Annotated in this window: 2 protein-coding genes and 1 pseudogene; all 3 read right to left on the bottom strand. The window is 59.6% G+C overall.

Annotated features, from left to right (window positions below):
- Positions 1-536, bottom strand: a pseudogene (locus FZZ93_RS18055) (hypothetical protein); the annotation flags it as partial.
- Positions 537-1,042: 506 nt separating this feature from the next.
- Positions 1,043-2,218, bottom strand: a complete 1,176-nt coding sequence (locus FZZ93_RS18050; RefSeq protein WP_149323686.1) for a hypothetical protein — start codon at positions 2,216-2,218, stop codon at positions 1,043-1,045.
- 292 nt (positions 2,219-2,510) lie between these two features.
- A complete protein-coding gene (locus FZZ93_RS18045) occupies positions 2,511-3,854 on the bottom strand; it encodes a hypothetical protein (protein ID WP_149323685.1) in 1,344 nt (447 codons plus the stop codon).
- Between the last annotated feature and the right edge of the window lie 140 nt (positions 3,855-3,994).

Here is a 3,994-nt window from a genome sequence, read left to right as displayed (position 1 = left end):
CGGATCAGCTCCCACTGCATCATCGCCATCTGCAGGCTGGTCACGTTGGCAGAAATACCGGCACCCGCCAGGCTATACCCCGGACGCTCCGGGTCCGGCGGCAGGATATGTAGCTCCCAGCCGATGCCCGCCGGGCCGCCGACGGTCACCGCCATGTTACGCGTCGCCACCGCCACCACGTCCTCCCAGGGCACGAAGACGGTCTCCTTGCGCCAACCGGCCAGGCGGTGCACCCAGCGATAAATGAAGACATAACCGATGGCCAGCACCGGCAAGATGGCTAGGTGAAACATCGCCACCCACTTGATGCCCGTTGGCCCCAGAAATTTTTCCTCTGCTCCCAGGAAGCCGAGACCAACTAGCGCGACAGCACCACTGGTGGAAAACAGTGCAAACCATAACCCATACATCAGATCAGCACTGGGAGCCGGCAAGAAGACCCTTCGCCCGGGGTGCTTCACCACGAAGGCCACTTCACGACGTTGGCGATGAAAGCGTACCGGGGCAGTGCTGCGTATGGCGAGATCGGGAAGCACGAGCAACGCCCCAAAGAACAGCACACCCGCGTATGCCCCCCCCCATATTCCTAGGGCATTTCCCCAAGTAAAGCCCCCATAAAAGACCATAAAGACGGTTGAAGCCCAGACAAAAATCAAGAAGAGGAACATACCTACTACCCCCCCCCCAAGCCAACATGCCGTTGCGGCTGACGTTATGCAGCAGATCCAGCGTTGCCTCGTTGCGGCGAAAAATGAGCCGGCCAACGTCCGCGCCGGCCCCGGCTGTGGGACCTAGCGGGACAGGCTTGGGGCTGAGTGCATAGAGTTCGTTGGGGCCGCGCGTCAGATGTTCGCCGGCGCGCAGCGCCATGGCAGCAGCGTCCTGGTCCTTGGCTGAGGTGGTCATGGTATTTCCTTGGGCACGCTACCGCTGGGGTAGACGACAGCGCGCCTTCCCTGGCGGAAATTGATGGGCACGGCGTCCTTGCCGTGCAGTGAAAAAATGTCTCGGTAACGCCATTAGTCACCGAGGCTTTCGACGTTCAGCGCTGGGTATTTTGCTGGTCTGACGAGCTTTCCGACGAGGCAGCATCGGGGCGCTCAACGAAACGAACGTTCTTGGTGGGCGCGTGCGCGTAGGCGTTGACGTCTTCGGGCTCGGCGGTGTAGCTGTTCTCATAGCCCGGCACCGACTGGGCCATCAGGTCGGGGCGGCTGCCCCAGGGAGCGGCATTCACTTTCTCGTGATGTTCCCACCGCAAGCGCGTCAGTTCCTTCTCGTCCACCTTGGCGTAGAGATCACGCCAGTAGGTGGCCGGGCGACCACGCTTGCCAGCCTCGTCATAGGCCCGAGTGGTCGGGTCGAGATGACGAAACGGCTCGAGCCGGGGAATATCCGGCAGCGGCTGGCTGACGTCCATGAAGCGGCTCAGCATGTCCCACATGGCATAACGCTCGGCGATGCTGCCGGTATCGGTGGGAAAGGTGAATTCCAACGGCAGGCCGCTGCGATTGTCCTTGCTGAACTGCGGATAGCGATGGCGCACCTTGAGAGTATGATACTGGTTACCCTTCATGTCCGCGCTCATTTCAATGAAGGCATCGAACTCGTAGAAGGGAAAGTTGCCCTGAAAGCTCTTGACCAGGCCGGAACGGCGGCAGAAGGCGACATCGTCCGACCAGTTCTTGTTGCTCTTGTAAAAACGAATGCTCTGAGTTTCGAAGAGTCTTCTTAGGACAGTACATAACCCGCAAACTGCCACTACGATGGCCAGAGGTGTTAACGCAGCCAGGATGGTATCTGCGGCAAATAAAAACAAGATAGTACAAACCGCTACTACACCAGTAACGAACCAACCTGCCCCGCCAATAAAACTAAAAAAATGCGTCAAAACAACAAACCAGAAACGCAGAAAGCGATAAATCAAGCTAATATCTTCATCGACAAACTGTGACCACCGGGATTCATTAATCATATTATAATCATGGTAGTCCTTCTCTCCCATATATTTATAGCTTCTCATCCACCCTATCTTATTTTCATACTCAAACTCCGAGGGATTAATACCTATATAATTCCCCCAGGGGAGGCGCGCCACATCGAAGGCGTCCCCCAACTTGCCCAGTTTCCCCTTGGGGGGGGGCGGCGCCTGGCGGGGGATACGCTCGGCTGTGAAAGCCGTCTCCTCGTATCCTTCCGGCTGAACTGCGTCCGTCATGTCCTGCCTCCTTGCTTGTTCCAGCGCCAGGTCAGGCTCGCCGGCTGCGCCAGCAGACTGACCCGATCGTTCAATTCCGGCACCGGGGCCGAATAATCGACCATCAGCTACATGGAGGGGCAGGCCATGCGGAACTCACCTATTCCGGGGGCAAGAAATTCTGGCTCCTCGTCGCGACTCTGCTGGCGGGCGATCAATGCCCCGTCCGGCGAGATCACATTGCTTACCTGATCGGCTACCCGGGCGCTGCCCTTGGGTAAGGCAGCCAATGCCTTGATTGCGACGACAAGGTTTATCCCGAGTGAGCGGCGAAAGGCACGCTTCGATAGGCCGCCTTCGGCACTTCGCCGGCGCCTGACTGGCCGAAACGTTCCTCCACCGGCCCCAGGTCGAGGAAGGTCTTGCCACGCTCATAGGCGGCTTCGACCTGGCGGCTCAGATCGGTGAGCTCCTCAGACGGTTTGGCCCATTCGGCTTCGGGTAGCGGCTGGGACCATTCCTCTATCCAGCCCTTGGGAATGGCCTTGGGCAACACGTGGTTGACCCGGTACTCGGTGTACCAACTGGCGAAGTAGGCCAGCTCCATCCAGCGACCCAGGCGATAGCGCCAAAACGGCTTACCTTCACGCTCGTGGCGCCGCCTCTGCCGGGCCATCTCGTCCTTGTACCAGGCCATGCTGTAGTCGTCGGCGCGCTCGGGTACGGCCTCGGGGCCTTCCTCCATGTAGCGCCGGATCAGCTCCCACTGCATCATCGCCATCTGCAGGCTGGTCACGTTGGCAGAAATACCGGCACCCGCCAGGCTATAGCCCGGACGCTCCGGGTCCGGCGGCAGGATATGTAGCTCCCAGCCGATGCCCGCCGGTCCCCCAACGGTCACCGCCATATTGCGCGTGGCCACCGCCACCACATCTTCCCAGGGCACGAAGACGGTCTCCTTGCGCCAACCGGCCAGGCGGCGAATCCCGCGATACAGCGCCACATAGCCGATGGCTAGCGCCGGGAAGAAGAGAAGGTGTAGCCCCAAGAAAAAAAGTGTATGCGACGTTTTCTCCACATCGCCCAAGTCTCCAAGCTCAAAGACCGCCATCGCACCACTCATGGAAAACAGCGCAAACCAGAAACCATACATCAGATGAGCGCTAGGGGACGGCAAAAAGACCCTTCTCCCGGGGTGTTCCACCACGAAGGCCACCTCGCGGCGCTGGCGATGAAAGCGTACCGGGGCATTGCCACGAATCCAGAGATCGGGGAGCCATAGTCCACCTACCGTAAAAAGCAGAATCGCCATATAAGCGCCCCCCCCCCACATTCCCCAGGCCTCCAACCAGCTTGAAGCACCAGTAACAGCACCGAAGGCGACAAAGAGGAATACCCCTAATAAAGCAAACATCATCCAGACAGCCGCCCCCCCCCAGGCCAACATGGCATTACGGCTAACGTTATGCAGCAGGTCCAGGGTCGCCTCGTCGCGGCGATAGATCAGTCGCCCCACGTCCGCCCCAGCACCCGCTGTGGGACCCAAAGGAATCGGCTTGGGGCTTAGGGCATAGAGTTCGTTGGGGCCGCGCGTCAGATACTCGCCGACACGCAGCGCTATGCCGGAAGCGTCCTGTTCCTTGGCTTGGGTGGTCATGGTATTTCCTTTATTCATCGCAAGCAGTGTCGATGCCAACTCTATCAGGCCGTCCAGGGTACAAGCGGCATGGCCTGCCAGGCAGTGGCCTCACGCCCTTCCAGGGGCTCGACGGGTCTCCAGTCCTCCCGGGGCGATAC

It is taken from the genome of Halomonas eurihalina, assembly GCF_008274785.1.
Lineage (GTDB): Bacteria > Pseudomonadota > Gammaproteobacteria > Pseudomonadales > Halomonadaceae > Halomonas > Halomonas eurihalina.
The sequence above is the reverse complement of the archived record's forward strand: the minus strand, read 5'-3'. Positions and strand labels throughout refer to the sequence as shown.

Bases quoted from the DNA above. Each gene is read 5' to 3' on its own strand.
- FZZ93_RS18050 (WP_149323686.1), bottom strand. From the start codon at position 2,218: ATGACGGACGCAGTTCAGCCGGAAGGATACGAGGAGACGGCTTTCACA.
- FZZ93_RS18045 (WP_149323685.1), bottom strand. From the start codon at position 3,854: ATGACCACCCAAGCCAAGGAACAGGACGCTTCCGGCATAGCGCTGCGT.